Here is a 17117-nt window from a genome sequence, read left to right on the forward strand (position 1 = left end):
TCTTAAGAGACACCACCCCACTATTCAAAAATCCGAACGATTCATTCGTTTCCCTTTTGTACTCTTTCCCTCTTCCCTTTCGCGCTGACTCTCTCCATATTCCCGCCATGGCCAGATCTCCGAAGAAATCCCCCGCCCCGAATGGCTTCGAGGAAGCCCCTCAATCGTCTTTTGAGGGAGCCCCTCTCTCAGGCTCGGTTGCCGATTGGGTGAAGCAGCTGGAGGCCGATGCCGAAACCTCGGGCGTCGAGACCCAGCGCCAGATCGCCTCCAAGGCCGGCAAACATCGCAAAAAGGTGGAAATCGCCGCCAGGACGAAAACCAGCGACGGCGGCGTCAGCGCGTCGAAATCGGCGCGCGGCACCTCCATGGGCGGCTCGACCGACCCGAAGACGCGTGCGGCCGCCGGCCTCAATCCCGTCTCCGGCATGGATACCACGCTGGAGGAGGCTTCGTCGCTGCAGGCCGGCACCGCGGTCACCGCCACGGTCGAAGCGCTGTCGGCGCTGATCGAGAGCGGCAATCCGCTGCACAAGAACGGCAAGATCTGGACGCCGCACCGCCCTGCCCGGCCCGACAAGTCAGAGGGCGGCATCGCCATCCGCATGCAGTCGGATTACGAGCCGGCCGGCGACCAGCCCACAGCCATCCGCGATCTCGTCGAGGGGCTGGAGAATGGCGACCGCAGCCAGGTGCTGCTCGGCGTCACCGGCTCCGGCAAGACCTTTACCATGGCCAAGGTGATCGAGGCGACGCAGCGCCCCGCCGTCATCCTGGCGCCGAACAAGACGCTGGCCGCCCAGCTCTATTCCGAATTCAAGAACTTCTTCCCCGACAATGCGGTGGAATATTTCGTTTCCTACTACGATTATTACCAGCCGGAAGCCTATGTGCCGCGCTCCGACACCTATATCGAGAAGGAAAGCTCGATCAACGAGCAGATCGACCGCATGCGCCACTCGGCGACGCGCTCGCTGCTCGAGCGCGACGATTGCATCATCGTCGCCTCGGTCTCCTGCATCTATGGTATCGGCTCGGTCGAGACCTATACAGCGATGACCTTCCAGATGTCGGTCGGCGACCGGCTCGACCAGCGCCAACTGCTGGCCGACCTCGTCGCCCAGCAATACAAGCGCCGCGACATGGATTTCACCCGCGGCTCCTTCCGGGTGCGCGGCGACACGATCGAACTCTTCCCCGCCCACTTGGAAGATGCCGCCTGGCGCATCTCGATGTTCGGCGACGAGATCGACGCCATCACCGAGTTCGACCCGCTCACCGGCCAGAAGGTCGGCGACCTGAAATCGGTGAAGATCTACGCCAATTCGCACTACGTCACTCCGCGCCCGACGCTGAATGGCGCCATCAAGTCGATCAAGGAGGAGCTCAGGCTTCGCCTGGCCGAGCTGGAGAAGGCCGGCCGCCTGCTGGAGGCTCAGCGCCTGGAGCAGCGCACCCGCTACGATATCGAAATGCTCGAAGCCACAGGCTCCTGCCAGGGCATCGAGAACTATTCGCGTTATCTGACCGGCCGCGACCCCGGCGATCCGCCGCCGACGCTGTTCGAATATATCCCCGACAACGCCCTCGTCTTCATCGACGAGAGCCATGTCACCGTGCCGCAGATCGGCGGCATGTACCGGGGCGACTTCAGGCGCAAGGCGACGCTGGCCGAATACGGCTTCCGCCTGCCCTCCTGCATGGACAACCGGCCGCTGCGCTTCGAGGAATGGGACGCCATGCGCCCCGACACCATCGCCGTTTCGGCCACACCAGGCGGCTGGGAGATGGAGCAATCCGGCGGCGTCTTCGCCGAACAGGTGATCCGCCCGACCGGCCTGATCGACCCGCCGGTCGAGGTCCGCTCGGCCCGCAGCCAGGTCGACGACGTACTCGGCGAGATCCGCGAAACCGCGGCCAAGGGCTACCGCACCCTCTGCACCGTGCTGACCAAGCGCATGGCCGAGGACCTGACCGAATATCTGCATGAGCAGGGCGTGCGCGTCCGCTACATGCACTCCGACATCGACACGCTGGAGCGTATCGAGATCCTCCGCGATCTCCGCCTCGGCGCCTTCGACGTGCTCGTCGGCATCAACCTTTTGCGCGAAGGCCTCGACATTCCCGAATGCGGCTTCGTCGCCATCCTCGACGCCGACAAGGAAGGCTTCCTGCGCTCGGAAACCTCGCTGATCCAGACGATCGGCCGCGCCGCGCGCAACGTCGACGGCAAGGTCATCCTCTATGCCGACCAGGTCACCGGCTCGATGAAGCGGGCGATGGAGGAAACCGGCCGCCGCCGCGAAAAGCAGATGGTCTATAACCAGGAACACGGCATCACGCCTGAATCGGTCAAGGCAAGGATCTCCGACATCCTCGACTCCGTCTACGAACGCGACCACGTCCGCGCCGATATCTCGGGCGCCTCGGGCAAGGGCTTCGCCGATGGCGGCAACCTCGTCGGCAACAACCTGCAGACCCATCTCAACGCGCTCGAAAAGAGCATGCGCGACGCCGCCGCCGACCTCGATTTCGAAAAAGCCGCCCGCCTCCGCGACGAAATCAAACGCCTCAAGGCCGCAGAGCTGGCGGTCATGGACGACCCGATGGCTAGAGAAGAGTCGAAGGCGATGGAAGGCGTCAGACGGAACGCCAAAGCGACCCGCGAGTCCCTCCTCCCCGCCGGGGGTCCGGAGGACGGGTCGAGACAAGCGGCTCGACCCCGGTCGGTGCCCGGCAAGGCGGATGAGGCGGCCACCCCCTCCTACTTCTCAAGACCCAGCCTCGACGACATGGGCCCAGGCACCGACACCACCACCCCTCTCTTCCGCAAACCCGCTCTGGATGAGATGGGCCGCGACATCGCCGAGCCCGCGAAGAAGACCCTCTTCCGCAAGAACGACCTCGATGAAATGACCGTCGGACGAACCGAAAAGCCGGTCACCGGCGCGCTGCCGGAAAAGCCGGATGCCGCCAAGAGCACGAAGCGGTTCTCGCCGCTGCTTGAAGGCCAGCCGGAACGCGATGACGTGCGGCCGGTCGTGCGCGGGAAGACGGGCGTGGGGAGCTATGAGGACCCGGGCGAGCAGAAGCGCAAGAGCCGGACGAAGGGGAAGACTGGGCGGCCGGGGCGGTGATTGAACTAGCTGCACAAACGACCGCCCACTCTTTGTCAGAAGCCAACAACTATGAATGATTTGTATGGCCAAGATTTACCTTTAGGTACAGCACCAATCGATTGGCAACAACATGGGTCTCCTTCACGAAATTCAGGCGTCTCTTCTTAACGACAACTCCGCCATTGGACCTATCCTTCTGAAACTCAGGTTTCTTGCTGCTCGATTGGGTAGTGACGTTTTAGAAGATTGGGTGCTCCACGAGATGAATGGCTATCCTCAGAACATTCCGGTTCCAGATTATCGAACGGCTCCGATTAGCTACTCCGGCACCTTTTCGAACGGTTTCCAGACACTTAACAATATTGCTATCTCTGAATATCACATCAAAAAGCTTGCGGGTGAAAGCTGGCTTCACATCGATATACGGGACCCGCTCTCTGTGATCGATGGGATCGTTGCCGATATTTCTGACGATCCTAAGAAAAAACAAAAGTACGGCATTTCCACCGGGAATCTCAGGCTACTCCTGCAAAACAAACTGTATGACAATTTGCCGATGATCGAAATGTATAGCGAGTTCAGTCCGGGGGTTTTTGTCAAAATACAGAGCACCGTTCGTGCCAAAGTACTCGAACTCACGCTTGAACTAGAGAAGACTATTCCCGGTGCTGTCGATATCGTTATCGGCGAATCAAGCGACGTACCTAGGATCGATCCGGAAAGAGTATCGAGCGTTGCACAACAACTTATCAACTACGGAACGGTTACGAACATTCAGAGTTCCGGAACGTCCGCTACGATCAACGTTCAAATCGCGCAGGGAAATAAGAACGATCTCGTCCAAGCACTCACCCAAGGTGGGTTGCCGATCGAAGACGCGGTTGAGTTCGCTGAAATCGTTGAATCTGAAGATCCAGACAGAGAAATGAGACCTTCGGGAAGCGGGCTCAGGCGTGGCTGGGCGATAAGATATCCAAAGGTAGCGCGGCTGCATGGAAAGCTGGCTTGACCGTTGGGACCGAACTGCTGACGAAAGGCGCATTGAAATACTACGGGCTTGATAATTGATTACGACCGATGGGCCGGAAGTCGACTAACCCCACTTCGCAGCCCCACACAGTTCGACACAGCCCCATAACCTTTACCTTCCCCTCAAGCACCGAATACCCATGCTCGCAGTTCGATGAGCAAGCGCTTGTGACCAGAAAGAAACCAACAATGTCCGCCACCATCCTCCGCTACGTCCCGTCCGACCCGTATTGGCAACCCTCCCCGGAAAACGCCAGCAAGGCGGTCTCTTTGCTGGAAACAATCGTCCAGGGCGGACGAAGTGAAATCGAGCTTCGAGGATGAGGTCAGGTTCTACGATCCCGGTGAAAACTGGTCTGGCGTGAAGTGCAGCGCCTGCGGTGCGGATGCCGAGGAATGGTGGGGAGAGGCGATGGAAACCGCTTCTGCCGATGGGTTTAAAGACCTCAACACCGTGGCCCCTTGCTGCGGCGCCACCGTATCATTGAACGACTTGCGGTATATCTGGCCCGCCGCGTTCGGCCGCTTTGCTCTCGAGGCCCACAATCCAGGCATCGGCGATACCACCGAGGAGCAGGATCGGAAGATGGCTGAATGCCTTGGAACACCACTGCGGAAAATATGGGGGCAGGTTTAGGTTATATCAGGACGCGCGCCAGAGCCGCTAACCAAAGCACCGCCAGCATGAGGGAAGGAGCCGCCACCCATGCCAGAACTCCGCATCGACCCCTTCCCTTCCGCCGCCGAATTCAACGCCCTCTGGTCCGCCGCCTGGGACGCGCCTACCCCGCGCGACTTCACCTCCATCCTGTCCCGCAGCCTCACCCATATCGGCGCCTACCACGACAACCAGCTCATGGGCTTCGTCAACGTCGCCTGGGATGGCGGCATCCATGCCTTCATCCTCGATACATCGGTCCATCCCGACATGCGAAGGCAAGGCATCGCGACGCGGTTAGTCAGGGAAGCGACAAGGATTGCGCGGGAGCGTGGCGCAGAGTGGCTGCATGTCGATTTCGAACCGCACCTGACCGGCTTCTACCGCGGCTGCGGCTTCGTCCCGACAGAGGCAGGACTCATCAAGCTCGTGTAGTTCTTCCGCGCGGGAAGTCTGAACAAGTCGAAGCAACACCAACCTGCGATAGTGACGCGCATGGTCGCGCGGCGCAGCACTACCGACGAACCCGCTGAAAACACAATTTTCGCGAGAGCATCCCGCTCGAAAATGAAAGGTAATACTATTTAGGAGACCAAGTATCTCTTTGAGTTCTCAAATTAAAATTCATTCCCCCAGTATTTCATCCTTAGTTTTTCATTAAAAAAGCAATGAAAAGACACAATTTTGCATTGAAAACTTAATCGGGGATTGGCATAGATCCCCGAAGGGTTGTCGTCCGCCGAGCAATAAAACAGTTGTTTCGGGGATGTCTCATATTGCCGAGTACAAAGCATCTTTTGGGGAAAGATATATATGGCCTTGAATATTCTGGACACGAACGGCGCCACAGTTACCAAGACCGGCGCTGAGTTCGAAGCTTACGATGTTATCCGTAACTCCGCCGCTAATCCTCTCTCCGCCGTTGCCCTCACCGTCTCAGATTCCAGCGTGGCAGACCTCGCCGACGAGTTGGGCTCGGTTTCCGCGAGCGTCAGGGGCTCGAGCGGCCCCAATACGATCACGACGGGCGCCGGCAACGACACCATCGTGAGTGGTGGTGGCGCAGACACGCTGAGCGGCGGCGCCGGTAACGACTTGCTCAATGGTGAAGCAGGCAATGACACGCTGAATGGCGGCGATGGCAATGACGAGATTTACGGCGGCGTCGGCAATGACGTCCTCAAGGGCGGCGCGGGTAATGACACAATTAGCGACGGAGATTATTTTTCCGATGTCGCTGAAACCTTCAATATCGATGCCGGCGATGGCAACGACAAAGTGATTTTGTTCACCGGCTCTTTCGCCAAGATATCGGGAACGATAGACGGCGGGGCCGGCACCGACACGCTGCAAGCCAATGATCTGACAGGCCTGACGATCAAGAACGTCGAGATTCTCCAGCCTGCGACATCCAGCGTGACCGCATCGACGGCACAATTCGAATCCTTCGATAAAATCATCGGTACCGGCTCCGATTCTTCCGTGCAGCTGGTCTTGACAGACGGTGCCCATGTCGATCTTTCCGACGAGTTGGCAGGCAAGCTAAACTACATCTTTGGCGGCCCTAACGTTTCCGGCATCGACGTCACGACCGGGAGCGCTCGCGACCTTCTCACCGGAACTGCCGGCAACGACATCTTCGACGCCGGCGACGGTAACGACTACATCAACGGCAATGGTGGAAATGACCGGTTGATCGGTGGCAAGGGCGACGACGTAATCGTCGATGGTGATGTTTCGAGTCTTTCATCAGAAGTCTTCAATATCGATGCCGGCGACGGAAACGATATCGTAACCCTCCAGACACAGTCTCAGGGGCTTTCAGGCACGATCGATGGCGGTACCGGCATTGATACACTGCGCGTATCCAGGCTAGCCGGGCTGACGATCAAGAATTTCGAAATTCTTGAAACGAATGAGTATGGCTTTACCGGTTCATCCGCGCAGTTAGAAAGCTTTGACAAAATCTCGGGAACGAAGGACGCTTTCGGCTCCTCCATCGCCATCTTGAGATTGACGGACAAGGCCCATGTCGATCTTTCCGACGAGCTTGGAAACAGTCGGGCTAGTATATTTGGCACGGTCTCCGGTATTGACGTCAAGACTGGCGCCGGTGACGACATATTTACGGGAACCGACGGCAACGATATTTTCGATGGTAGCGGCGGCAACGACACGATCAACGGCAATGCCGGCAACGACAAATTGACCGGCGGCGATGGCAACGATCAGATCTTCGGCGGCGTCGGAAATGACGTCATCAAAGGCGGCGCGGGCGACGACAAGATCACCGATGGCGATAATATGTCCACCGCCCCTGAGGCCTTCGATATTGATGCCGGCGATGGCGATGATGCCATCAACTTGCAGTCACACTCTTCCGCGCTTTCCGGAGTAATCGATGGCGGCGCCGGTACGGACACGCTGCAGGTCATCAAACCTACTTTAGGCCCTGGGCAGGAATCCATGGGGCTTGCCGGTTTCACGATCAAGAACGTCGAAATCCTCGAAACGGCAGGAGCCGAGGTTCTCGCTTCGGCCGCCCAATTCGAAAGCTTCGACAAGATCGTCAAATACGACAAGCCGGGCTACGAGAATGATGTCCTGGCGCTGACATTGACGGACAGCGCCCATGCCGACCTCTCCGACGAACTGGCAAACCGCCACGTCGACATCTTCGGCACCGCCTTCGGCATCGACGTCAAGACCGGCGGCGGCCACGACTATTTCTTCGGAACCGGCGGCAATGACAGGTTCGAAGGCGGCGCCGGCAACGACGTGCTTTTGGGCGGTGCGGGCATCGATACGGCGGTCTTCTCAGGCAATTTCGCCAAATACACCTTCGCATTGAACAATGGCAGCCACATCCTGACGAGCGCCCTGGAGGGCAAGGATACGCTGACCGATGTTGAATTCGCCCGTTTTGCCGACGGCGTCTACGATTTCGCCAAGGGAAAGTTCACGCCCGACGGCAGCAACAGCGCCCCAACCAATATCCAGCTTTCGAAAACCTCCCTGTTGGAGAGCACCCCGATCTGGACCACGGTCGGCCTGCTCAGCGCCAAGGACGCCGATGGCGACACGCTCACTTATTCGCTGCTCGACGGAGCAAACGACCACTTCCGGATCAATGGCAACCGCATCGTCACCTCGAAGGCGCTGGACTACGAGACCGCCAAGTCACACACGATCAAGGTCGCTGTTTCGGATGGCAAGGTCACGGTCGAAAAGGACATCACGATCAACGTGCTCGACGTCAACGAGGCCCCCGTCAACAAGGCGCCGACCAATCTCGCCTTCTCGCGCAGCTCGATCTCCGAGAATGTCGCGATCGGCACCTCCGTCGGCCTGCTCACGGCAAAGGATCCGGAAGGCGACACGGTGAAATGGCGGCTGACGGACGATGCCGACGGCATCTTCAAGCTCGTCGGCAACAAGATCCAGACCAAGGCGGCGATCGACTACGAAAGCACCCACAGCCTGACCTTCACCGCCGAAGCCTACGACGCGGCCGGAAACGTCACCAGCCACGATTTCACGCTGGCCGTGAAGGACGTCTTCGAGCTGTCGGTTTCGAGCTTGTCGCATGAGGCGTTGATTTAGCCGCGACAGAATTGCCGGGCACCGAGGTGGGACTTGCAGTCGTGCAAGCCCCACCGATGGGTGGCCGCGCGACATCAGGCACGCATCAGTCAAACCGCTCGTCGATATGCTCCACCTGAGCGGAAATCACATTGTCGATAACGACATGCGACAGCAGCGTCGGGCCGACGGCCCATAACTCGCGCATGTGGTCCGTATCCTCGTGCCGGCGATGCGCTTCCTCGCTGGTGAAGGCCTCGGCCAACAGGATCTTGTCGGGATGCTCGGGCATCGGTACCAGCTCGATATAGAGACAATCCGGGTCGAGCCGGCTCTGTTCGAGATGGTTCTGAGCCGCGGCCAGATAGGCATGGCGCTTTCCAGGCTTGGTCATGAAGAATCCGACGATGCATTTCATCTCACCCTCCCCAGCTTGATTTGGAAGTCTCGCCCGGGCGTCTGTCACAAGCAAGTGCGGAGCCTTGTCATCGGAACACGGCCGATGGCCGCGCCAAACCTGATAACCCCCTCCAAAAATGCCGCTCCACCTCCGCGCCCGATTCCGCTATGATTCACCGCTCATCCGAGGAGAGTTCGCATGCGCCTGCCCACAATCATCCTCGCCCTCGCCGTCTCGGCGCTCGCAGCCTTGCCCGCATCGGCGGCGACCTACAAGACGCCGAAGGCGCTGCTCAAGGCGCTCTACAGCTACGACACCGACAACAGCGACGCCGAGGCACCCTCGCCCTATTCGACGTTTTTCTCCGACCACCTGAACGAGCTCCTTCAGACCGATCTCGACAACACGCCGGAGGGCGATGTCGGCGCTATCGACTTCGATCCCGTGATCGCGGGTCAGGACGGCGCCGCCAGCGACGTCAGGATCGGCCAACCGATCCTGCTGGATGACAAGGCCGAGGTAGAGGTGCAGTTCGAAAACGGCGAAGAGGTGACGCTCTTCTATACTCTGGTGCGCGAAAACGGCGGCTGGAAGGTCGACGACATCGCCAATCAGAAGGGGAATAATCCTTGGAGCCTGAGTGCGTTGCTGGGGGATGCGCAGTAGGTGGGAAGCCTTTGGGGGGCTCGCCTACGACGAGGATGGAGCGGACAATTGCACTAGCTTTAGGATAAAAGCCGCAGGCGCCAAAGAGAGCCCTCATGGCGTGGAGGCCCAAGGGGCCGTCTCGAACCACAAGGCGGGCGTGGAAGCTCCTTACCTGCATTCCACAAAGCCCCCCTATGCAAAATCGAAGGCAATGGCGCCGTGGCCGCCCCCGTCCTTCGAGGCTTCACCCTGCGGGCTACGCACCTCGGGATGAGGGCGGAGCAAAGACGGCGCGAGGAACACCGGAGAGAAGACTTTGCGATCCTCTTCACCATGAATAAGGGCTGATCGATGTGCCCTGCCGCCCCGACCGCCCCCGAACAAATCGCTGCCCGGCTATCGAATCTGCCGCTATCCCGTTTCGGCACGGAATCCCGATATGGCACAGGCGTGCAAGAATCCGTTAACCCATCGTCAAGTATCTGAATCTTCGGCATTTCCCGACATCGATGCAGGTATGCCAAAAGAATCCCGCTTGCTTTTTGCCCGAAATGCTGGCACGAATTGACTTACTCGGGCATTTGCATGCCGGTGACTGGACTGATGTGGTAATCCCTTCCGTTTGGAAGGCGGCGCGGGACTACCCGCCTACGTAGACGTTCTTTCCCCGTACGTGACTTCTCCGACTGACCCTTCGTCCCAATCGATCGGGGCGAAAGCTAAAGCCGTCCGCTTCCTCTCGGGGGCGCGGATACTACACAGACTAAGGGAAAAGGACGATCCCAATGGCCACCAAGGGCACCGTAAAATTCTTCAACCAGGACAAGGGTTTTGGTTTCATCACGCCGGACGGCGGCGCAAAGGACGTTTTCGTCCACATCTCTGCGCTGCAGGCTTCTGGCATCCAGTCGCTGCGCGAAGGCCAGCAGGTTACCTTCGACACCGAGCCGGACCGCATGGGCAAGGGCCCGAAGGCTGTCAACATCTCGGCTTCGTAAGTCAGACTTCCGCTCACGCGGCATGAACGGCGCTCCGCAAGGAGCGCCGTTTCTGTTTGCGGCGCGGCCATCATTTGTCGATCGTGCCGGCAAGTGTTATATGCGCGCTTATGGATGATCCCGCCCCTGTGGCGGTGCGGCGCCGCACTGCGGTACCCAGAGAACAACGAACAATGGAACGTCGATGACGCAGAAGAGGCCGATTTTTGCGGTCGCCCCGATGATCGACTGGACGGATCGGCATTGCCGCTATTTCCACCGCCAGATCAGCCGCGAGGCGCTGCTCTATACCGAGATGGTGGTGGCCGATGCGATCATCCACGGCCCGCGCGACCGGCTGCTTGGCCATGACGCCGCAGAACATCCGCTGGCGCTGCAGCTCGGCGGATCGGACCCGGCAAAGCTTGCCGAGGCGGTGAAGATTGCCGAACCCTACTTCTATGACGAGATCAACCTCAATGTCGGCTGCCCCTCCGACCGTGTGCAGTCGGGCACCTTCGGCGCCTGCCTGATGCTGACGCCGGAAATGGTGGCCGAATGCATCGCGGCGATGAAAAGGGTTGCGACCGTGCCGGTGACGGTGAAATGCCGGATCGGCGTCGACGAGCAGGAGCCGGAACAGGCGCTGCCCGAGCTGATCACCCGTGTTCTCGATGCCGGTGCCGACGCGATCTGGATCCACGCCCGCAAGGCCTGGCTGAAGGGCCTGAGCCCCAAAGAAAACCGCGAGATCCCGCCGCTCGACTACGAGATCGTCTACCGGATGAAACAGCGCTGGCCCGATGTCTTCATCGGCATCAACGGCGGCATCCGCACGCTCGACGAGGCGGCAACCCACCTTGCCCATGTCGACGGCGTCATGCTCGGCCGCGCCGCCTACCAGAATGCCGCGATCCTTGCCGACATCGACCAGCGCTTCTTCGGCGCCCCGGCGAGCGAGCCGGACTGGGAAGCGCTGCGTGATCGGATGATGGCCTATGCCGAACGCCACATCGCCAGTGGCGGCCGGCTGCAGCACGTGGCCCGCCACATGGTCGGCCTCTTCACCGGCCTGCCCGGCGCAAGGCGCTACCGCCAGATCCTCTCGACCGACGCGGCGAAAAGCGGCGCCGGGCCGGAGGTACTGGCCGCAGCTTTTGCGGCGGTGGATTTTTCGGGGACGGAGCAAGAGGCGGTCAGCGCCTGACGTAAGGTGAGGTCTGTCATGGCGCTGAAGCGCGGCGTCAGGACCGCGCCATCGGCAGCAAGATCTTCTTCTCGATCCGGCCCGCCACCGAAAACACCAGGATCTCCGTATCCCTGCCGATCCTGCTGCCATCCATCAATCGGACGATATCATCAACGCCGCCAACCGGGCTGCCGTCGATGGCGAGGATATAATCGCCCTCCTGCAGCCCTCCCTTTGCCGCCGGCCCATCGGCTTCGACGCGGCGGATGCGCACGGAGGTCGTCTGCACCGTGCCGGCCACAAGCGCCACCCGGCGGGGCAGCACGATCGTGTCGCCTGCTATGCCGATGAAGGCGCGCCGGACCTGGCCGTAGCGCAGAATCTCCGAAACCACGAAATTGGCCGTATTCGACGCCACGGCAAAGGCGATGCTCTGCGCGCCCTGGATGACGGCGGTGTTGACGCCGATGACCTCCCCGCCTGACGACACCAACGGCCCGCCCGAGTTACCGGGATTGAGCGCCGCATCGGTCTGGATGACATCTTCCATCAGCCGGCCGCTGGCTGCCCGCATCGACCGGCCGAGCGCCGAGACGATGCCGGCGGTAACCGTCCATTCGAAGCCGAGCGGGTTTCCGATCGCGATCGCGATATGGCCCCTGCGCAAGTGCTGAGAGTCTCCGAGCTTCGCCCAGGCGCCGGTGCTCGTATTGGCGCGAATGAGGGCGATATCGGTATCCACATCGCGGCCGAGCACCCGGCCCTCGGTGACGAAGCCGTCGGGCGTGGTGATGCGGACGACCTTGGCATCATCGACGACATGGTTGTTGGTGATGATCAGACCATCAGGCGAGATGGCGAAGCCCGACCCGTGCCCCTGCCGACCTCCCACCCTCTCGATCCGGCTGACTGCTGGCCCGACCGTGTCGACTGCTGCTGCGATCGATTGCGAATAGGCATCGATCAGCGCCTCATCATTCTGAGGCACTATCTGCTTGTCCATGTAACCCATTATTTAATCCTCAGGCGGCAGTAACGGCCGTCCCGCCGCCGGCGAAGCCGTCGCGGTTGCGACGGTCCGCCATGGCGCTGTTGTATGAGGATTAGATGGTTGGGCGATGAACCGCGTTCAAGTGAGCGCCAGCAGCGGCATGCACGCGGCGGCAGAACGGGAACACACCTACGCCGGACAGATATATTGAACTACCCGGACGGATATATTGAACGAATATTAAAAAAATGGCTCATTACAGACGCGCGTCTCGCCCATGACGAACTGGCCTGAGGTGGCCGACAGGCGAGATACCGTGGATTAAAAGAATGTTCGCAGCGCGAAGCAGCCTGGCGAGGATCACTCAGGCCCCTCGCGTCAGCGAAATGGGCGGGTGCTACACCCATCTCATGGAGACATACAAACTTCTGTCATATCAGCGGAATAAAAAGAGATATTCAATAAGCACATCAACATACTCGGGTTGATCAGGCGCGACCTTCTTGCCCTAGCCTCCGGCCCAACGGCGCTCGTGGCCTTGTCAATTCTGCCGGCAACGGCGCAAACTTCTGACCGCATTAATCCAACCAACCCCAACCAACGGAGCCCAGAGATGAGCACGGTTACCACCAAGGACGGCGTCGAAATCTTCTACAAGGATTGGGGGCCGAAGAGCGCCCAACCGATTATGTTCCATCACGGCTGGCCGCTATGCTCCGACGACTGGGACGCCCAGATGCTGTACTTCCTCGAGAAGGGCTACCGCGTCGTCGCCCATGATCGGCGCGGCCACGGCCGCTCCACCCAGGTGGGTGACGGCCATGATATGGACCATTACGCTGCCGATGCCGCAGCCGTCGTCGAGCATCTCGATCTCAGGAACACCGTCCATGTCGGCCACTCCACCGGCGGCGGCGAAGCGACCCATTATGTCGCCCGCCATGGCCAGCCGCAGGGCCGCGTCGCCAAACTCGTCATCATCGGCGCCGTGCCGCCACTCATGGTGAAGACGGAAGCCAATCCCGGCGGCCTGCCGATCGAAGTCTTCGATGGCCTGCGCAAGCAGCTCGCCGACAATCGCGCGCAGTTTTATCACGATCTGCCGGCCGGCCCGTTCTACAGCTTCAACCGGCCGGGCGCGAAGGTCCTGGAACCGGTCATCAACAATTGGTGGCGTCAGGGCATGATCGGCGGCGCCAAGGCGCATTACGACGGCATCAAGGCCTTCTCCGAAACCGACTTCACCGAAGACCTGAAGATCATCACCGTGCCGACCTTCGTCATGCACGGCGATGACGACCAGATCGTGCCGATCGCTGACTCTGCCCTGCTCTCGTCCAAGCTCCTGCAGAACGCCACGCTGAAGGTCTACGAGAAATTCCCGCATGGTATGTGCACCACCCACGCAGACATCATAAACCCCGACATCCTGGCCTTCATCAAAGGCTGACCCGTGATGTTGCCGGGCGCCGATCAGGCGCCCGGTTGCGACGATGGCTTACCATTCTACGCGCCGGCGTTCTGGCCACGTCGATCGATTGACGGCCAGTTATGCATTTTCCCATGAAACCGTTTTCGCCGATTTGCGTTTAGCGGCCATGAAAAGAGAACGTGAACCCTCATCAAAGGCTTACCGGCAGGATCGTTTCGAAAACACCGAGCGCGCCGCCAAGGAAACCATCGAGGCGGAGCAGCGGGCCCGCCGGGAAAAAACCAAGCGGCTGAAAGAGCTGCGCCTGTCCCAGCAAGACCCCAAAGGCCCCGCAATCAAGTAGCACGTGCACGCTATCCATCGAGCCGACACACAGATCGGTCTCATATCCATGCCCAGCCGCCCTCGCCCGCATCTTCCCGTGCGTGCCCCGAATTGTTTTTGAATTTCGGACCTTCGCCCGTCTTGCAGAGCAAAGATCGCGAAACTATCTTTTTTTCACAAAAGCGATTCACGGCATCCAAAAAGGGCAGATTGCGATGTCAGACAAGCTGTTCAGCACACGTGACGAACCGCTCGCCTCCGAGGACCTCGATGTTTGCAGGCGTGTCCACGAAGCTCTCTGTAGCGGGCTAAAGATCGACAGATCCAGCAAGGAAGCTGAGCGTCTTGGCGCCCTCATCATCGAGCTTTACCGCCAAGGTGTGCATGACGAAAGCCAGCTCCGATTGTTGGCCGGCGGAAGGTGAGCCTGCTAGCGCGAAGGATCAAGCGACCTGCAGCCTTTCCTTCTCTCCCTGCGGATCGAAAGAGGCGCTTTCCTGGGTCATCAGGACTTCGCATTGACCTGTCTGCACAGCTCGGAATGACGCTTCGGACAGATATCAGATGACCGCAATCATCAAATGATGCAGCAGCTAACGGCTTTCGGTAACCCAGGGTCACTGACGTCATGACGCGCAATGTAGTCCGTTGAACAGGAAGGCATCGCCAGCGGGTGAGAATTTCGCATTCGTCTGCTCACCCTAATTCGGCACGGTGGCCTACGGCTGCGCTGGAGCGCGCGAGATAACCCAGGGCCGGCCGATCCGGTCGTCCGTGAATGATGTGCAGCCCTTCTGTATAAGCCCATCGCCTCGATCCAAAAATGAAACTTTATCTCCCCCGCCGCGTTATATCCTCGAACATTCGTTGACCCAATGTGAGTGAAATGAACAGATTCGCCATTATTGCCCTATCGATAGCGACTGCCTTCTCCGGAATGCCGGCCTCGGCCCGCCCGGCCTTTGTGCCGAGCCCGGTGCAATCGGCTGTCCAGTCGGCGCCGCAAAATACCGATGCCCGGATCATCACTGTCGGCTGCAGCAGGTACTCCATCGTCTGCTCACGCTATGGCGAAAACCGCAGGCACTACCGCGACCGCCACCACTACCGCAACCGGGACCACTACCGCGACGACCGCTATGGCTGGGATCGGCGCTACGATCGCCGGTATCGCAACCACGACAACAGCGGCGCCATCATCGGCGGCCTGGCCGCCGGCGCCATCATCGGCAGCATCATCGCTTCTCAGCCGCGCACGCGTGCCTATAGTTCGCATGCCGACTATTGCTACAGCCGCTATCGGTCCTACCGCGCCTATGACAATACCTACCAGCCGAATTACGGCCCGCGCCGCCAGTGCCAGTAATCAGGCCCATCCATCGGAGCAAGCCTCGCATGAAGATGCGGGGCTTTTTTGATGGCCGAAACCCCGTTGCACGGCTTCCAATCGCCGGTTGGTCGTGCTTGTCTGCGCGGCCAAGATTTGTCGGCAGGCGACACGAAACTGGGTGCGACATGACATCTGGAGATCCAGCAAAGCCGATCAGATCAAACTGTATTTCTGGCTGAATCCCGGAGCCGCCGGCTGGCGTGAAGCGCGACGGATTTCCAGACGGACGGAGCACAAGCCTTGCCTGCCTTTGCTCCGTCCGTCCCGTCAGCCTGGGGCGGGCTGAGTGCTGGTCGCGGCGGCAGTCGCCGCCGCGCATCGTCTCTCAATAGGTCGCCGCTGGTTTCGGCTTCTTCTCGGTCCATTGCGGCGGCGCGCCGTATTTGGCGGCTACCGCCCCCATCAGTCCGGGCGGCCGGCCGAACGCGTCGCAGGCGGCGTATTTCGGTTTTCCGCCGAGCCAGGATTTCATCCGCTGCCCCGAGGGCAGCGAGATATCCAGTCCTTTCGGCTCTTTGCCTTTGATCAGCATGCGGGAAAACTCGCTGCTGAATTTCGAAGCCAGGCTATAGGCGTCGCCGACTTCGGAAACGCGGGGGCTGTTCTGCAGCGAGTTTGCCCCGCGCGACCAGACGATCGCCGCCCGCTGCACGCCACCGCTATCGACGGCTTCCGCCTCGACCGCCAGTCCGCCGAGGCCGGCCGGCAGCCGCGGCACGCTGACCGGCAGCACGAAACCGGTGCCAACGGTCACGACGGTCGAAACACCCGCCATCGCCTTGTTGGTCGGCACAATGTCGGTGACGACCGAGCGGATCGTCAGATCCGCCGGCTGCCCGGCAGAGACCAGTTGGTATTTGTCGCTGAGCGAAATGCAGAGCGCCCGGTCCAGAGCGTTCGCCACCATCACGCGGTCGGCGTTCGATTTGACGCGGGTCGCGGCGTTGAAAGCGAAGGTCGTCGGCACGATGCTGACCGTCTTTGCCGGACTAAGGCGCGTCCCATCGACATAGACGCGCGATTTCGACAGCTTGCCCTTCGGCGCGCCGAGATTGCCATAGGAGGAGAGCGTGCCGGCCTCCTTTAGCGGCACCGAGCTGCACCCGGCCACGGCCATGGCGAGCGCCACCGGCAGAGCGAGGGACAAGCCTCTCGACGCCACAGGGAAGGAAAATAGGAATGGATTGCTGCGCACGCTGTCTGGCCTCCGTCGCCGATAGCGCATAATCCTTTCCGAAAATCGAAATCGATTTTCGGAAAGTGTTATGCGCAGGTTTAAAACGCTAGAGCGTCCTTGGCGCGTCCTGTCGGACGCGCGGCGCTCTAGTGTCGGGCGAAATTGCCGGTCGACAATTGCCGCAACATTACAGTTCGCTTC

General features: G+C 60.2%; 15 protein-coding genes. 12 read left to right on the forward strand and 3 right to left on the reverse strand.

Translation table 11 applies throughout. The features are described 5' to 3' along the window. The first annotated feature begins 107 nt into the window (after nt 1-107). The 5 genes from uvrB to RL_RS15310 all read left to right on the forward strand — a co-directional run bounded on the left by uvrB (nt 108) and on the right by RL_RS15310 (nt 8409). On the forward strand, nt 108-3137 hold the full coding sequence (gene uvrB, locus RL_RS15290) for an excinuclease ABC subunit UvrB (protein ID WP_011652476.1): 3030 nt from the start codon (nt 108-110) through the stop codon (nt 3135-3137). Nucleotides 3138-3249: 112 nt separating this feature from the next. Beyond that, nucleotides 3250-4128, forward strand: a complete 879-nt coding sequence (locus RL_RS15295) for a hypothetical protein (protein WP_041936370.1) — start codon at nt 3250-3252, stop codon at nt 4126-4128. A gap of 321 nt (nt 4129-4449) precedes the next feature. Next, nucleotides 4450-4785, forward strand: a complete 336-nt coding sequence (locus RL_RS15300; protein WP_011652478.1) for a hypothetical protein — start codon at nt 4450-4452, stop codon at nt 4783-4785. A gap of 69 nt (nt 4786-4854) precedes the next feature. Next, the gene (locus tag RL_RS15305) at nt 4855-5241 is read left to right on the forward strand and encodes a GNAT family N-acetyltransferase (protein ID WP_011652479.1); all 387 of its coding nucleotides are present in this window, start codon (nt 4855-4857) and stop codon (nt 5239-5241) included. Nucleotides 5242-5619: 378 nt separating this feature from the next. Beyond that, entirely contained in the window at nt 5620-8409 is a 2790-nt protein-coding gene (locus RL_RS15310; RefSeq protein ID WP_011652480.1) for a cadherin domain-containing protein, read from the forward strand. Nucleotides 8410-8494: 85 nt separating this feature from the next. Here the strand turns inward: RL_RS15310 and RL_RS15315 are convergent, their stop codons facing one another. Beyond that, nucleotides 8495-8806 (reverse strand): putative quinol monooxygenase, encoded by a 312-nt coding sequence (locus tag RL_RS15315; RefSeq protein ID WP_011652481.1) that lies wholly within the window; start codon nt 8804-8806, stop codon nt 8495-8497. Nucleotides 8807-8986: 180 nt separating this feature from the next. On the opposite strand from RL_RS15315, the gene RL_RS15320 reads away from it, so the two are divergent. The 3 genes from RL_RS15320 to dusA all read left to right on the forward strand — a co-directional run bounded on the left by RL_RS15320 (nt 8987) and on the right by dusA (nt 11620). Beyond that, complete coding sequence (locus tag RL_RS15320; RefSeq protein ID WP_011652482.1) at nt 8987-9454, forward strand: DUF3828 domain-containing protein; 468 nt, start codon at nt 8987-8989, stop codon at nt 9452-9454. A gap of 767 nt (nt 9455-10221) precedes the next feature. Then, nucleotides 10222-10434 (forward strand): cold-shock protein, encoded by a 213-nt coding sequence (locus tag RL_RS15325; RefSeq protein WP_003540801.1) that lies wholly within the window; start codon nt 10222-10224, stop codon nt 10432-10434. 184 nt (nt 10435-10618) lie between these two features. Next, nucleotides 10619-11620, forward strand: coding sequence for a tRNA dihydrouridine(20/20a) synthase DusA (gene dusA / locus RL_RS15330; protein ID WP_011652483.1), 1002 nt, complete (start codon nt 10619-10621; stop codon nt 11618-11620). 37 nt (nt 11621-11657) lie between these two features. Here the strand turns inward: dusA and RL_RS15335 are convergent, their stop codons facing one another. Beyond that, nucleotides 11658-12614: a S1C family serine protease gene (locus RL_RS15335; protein ID WP_011652484.1), complete on the reverse strand. Its 957-nt coding sequence runs from the start codon at nt 12612-12614 to the stop codon at nt 11658-11660. Between the two features lie 592 nt (nt 12615-13206). Between RL_RS15335 and RL_RS15340 the strand changes: the two genes are divergently transcribed. The 4 genes from RL_RS15340 (at nt 13207) to RL_RS15355 (ending at nt 15715) form a co-directional block, all read left to right on the forward strand. Further along, a complete protein-coding gene (locus RL_RS15340; RefSeq protein WP_011652485.1) occupies nt 13207-14043 on the forward strand; it encodes an alpha/beta fold hydrolase in 837 nt (278 codons plus the stop codon). Between the two features lie 43 nt (nt 14044-14086). Further along, the gene (locus RL_RS15345) at nt 14087-14368 is read left to right on the forward strand and encodes a hypothetical protein (RefSeq protein WP_041936371.1); all 282 of its coding nucleotides are present in this window, start codon (nt 14087-14089) and stop codon (nt 14366-14368) included. A 196-nt stretch (nt 14369-14564) separates the two neighbouring features. Next, on the forward strand, nt 14565-14774 hold the full coding sequence (locus tag RL_RS40385) for a hypothetical protein (protein WP_028741058.1): 210 nt from the start codon (nt 14565-14567) through the stop codon (nt 14772-14774). 461 nt (nt 14775-15235) lie between these two features. Then, nucleotides 15236-15715, forward strand: coding sequence for a BA14K family protein (locus RL_RS15355; RefSeq protein ID WP_011652487.1), 480 nt, complete (start codon nt 15236-15238; stop codon nt 15713-15715). A 349-nt stretch (nt 15716-16064) separates the two neighbouring features. Here the strand turns inward: RL_RS15355 and RL_RS15360 are convergent, their stop codons facing one another. After that, nucleotides 16065-16964 (reverse strand): DUF3313 domain-containing protein, encoded by a 900-nt coding sequence (locus tag RL_RS15360; protein ID WP_011652488.1) that lies wholly within the window; start codon nt 16962-16964, stop codon nt 16065-16067. Nucleotides 16965-17117 lie beyond the last annotated feature (153 nt).

This window comes from Rhizobium johnstonii 3841 (assembly GCF_000009265.1).
Classification (GTDB): domain Bacteria; phylum Pseudomonadota; class Alphaproteobacteria; order Rhizobiales; family Rhizobiaceae; genus Rhizobium; species Rhizobium acaciae.

Excerpts from the sequence above, each read along its gene's own strand:
- uvrB (WP_011652476.1), top strand. The coding sequence starts at position 108 with ATGGCCAGATCTCCGAAGAAATCCCCCGCCCCGAATGGCTTCGAGGAA.
- RL_RS15295 (WP_041936370.1), top strand. The coding sequence starts at position 3,250 with ATGGGTCTCCTTCACGAAATTCAGGCGTCTCTTCTTAACGACAACTCC.
- RL_RS15305 (WP_011652479.1), top strand. The coding sequence starts at position 4,855 with ATGCCAGAACTCCGCATCGACCCCTTCCCTTCCGCCGCCGAATTCAAC.
- RL_RS15310 (WP_011652480.1), top strand. The coding sequence starts at position 5,620 with ATGGCCTTGAATATTCTGGACACGAACGGCGCCACAGTTACCAAGACC.
- RL_RS15315 (WP_011652481.1), bottom strand. The coding sequence starts at position 8,806 with ATGAAATGCATCGTCGGATTCTTCATGACCAAGCCTGGAAAGCGCCAT.
- RL_RS15320 (WP_011652482.1), top strand. The coding sequence starts at position 8,987 with ATGCGCCTGCCCACAATCATCCTCGCCCTCGCCGTCTCGGCGCTCGCA.
- RL_RS15325 (WP_003540801.1), top strand. The coding sequence starts at position 10,222 with ATGGCCACCAAGGGCACCGTAAAATTCTTCAACCAGGACAAGGGTTTT.
- dusA (WP_011652483.1), top strand. The coding sequence starts at position 10,619 with ATGACGCAGAAGAGGCCGATTTTTGCGGTCGCCCCGATGATCGACTGG.
- RL_RS15335 (WP_011652484.1), bottom strand. The coding sequence starts at position 12,614 with ATGGGTTACATGGACAAGCAGATAGTGCCTCAGAATGATGAGGCGCTG.
- RL_RS15340 (WP_011652485.1), top strand. The coding sequence starts at position 13,207 with ATGAGCACGGTTACCACCAAGGACGGCGTCGAAATCTTCTACAAGGAT.
- RL_RS15345 (WP_041936371.1), top strand. The coding sequence starts at position 14,087 with ATGGCTTACCATTCTACGCGCCGGCGTTCTGGCCACGTCGATCGATTG.
- RL_RS40385 (WP_028741058.1), top strand. The coding sequence starts at position 14,565 with ATGTCAGACAAGCTGTTCAGCACACGTGACGAACCGCTCGCCTCCGAG.
- RL_RS15355 (WP_011652487.1), top strand. The coding sequence starts at position 15,236 with ATGAACAGATTCGCCATTATTGCCCTATCGATAGCGACTGCCTTCTCC.
- RL_RS15360 (WP_011652488.1), bottom strand. The coding sequence starts at position 16,964 with ATGCGCTATCGGCGACGGAGGCCAGACAGCGTGCGCAGCAATCCATTC.